Genomic DNA, 402 nt, shown 5'->3' with positions numbered 1-402 from the left:
TCTCAATTAAGAGAACTCACAAATTTTACCTTAGCCTGATCCGTTACCAGTGAAAGTAACGTTCAGTCTATCTTTCTATCACATACCCAAATTTTTAAAGAACGATCTAATCAAAGACTAGAAATCAATATTCACTTCAGAATATTCATTTCTAAACTCTAACAGCAGAAGCAGTTAATGGTGGAGCCAAACGGGATCGAACCGTTGACCTCCTGCGTGCAAGGCAGGCGCTCTCCCAGCTGAGCTATGGCCCCATAACAAAATTGGTGGGTCTGGGCAGATTCGAACTGCCGACCTCACCCTTATCAGGGGTGCGCTCTAACCAACTGAGCTACAGACCCAATTTCGAGCGCGTAACTGATTAGCTAAGAGCTATCAGCTTGGAGCTTAAAGCTGCTTCTA

At 44.3% G+C, this 402-nt stretch carries 2 tRNA genes; both read right to left on the bottom strand.

Features of this window, described 5'->3' with window-relative positions:
• Positions 1–178: 178 nt before the first annotated feature.
• Positions 179–254: transfer RNA gene (locus ODQ19_RS28035), tRNA-Ala, on the bottom strand.
• A 10-nt stretch (positions 255–264) separates the two neighbouring features.
• A tRNA-Ile gene (locus tag ODQ19_RS28030) sits at positions 265–341 on the bottom strand.
• Positions 342–402: the final 61 nt, after the last annotated feature.

The organism is Pseudomonas sp. AM4(2022), assembly GCF_036346515.1.
Classification (GTDB): Bacteria; Pseudomonadota; Gammaproteobacteria; order Pseudomonadales; family Pseudomonadaceae; genus Aquipseudomonas; species Aquipseudomonas paracarnis.
This window is presented reverse-complemented; position numbering and strand designations above follow the sequence as displayed.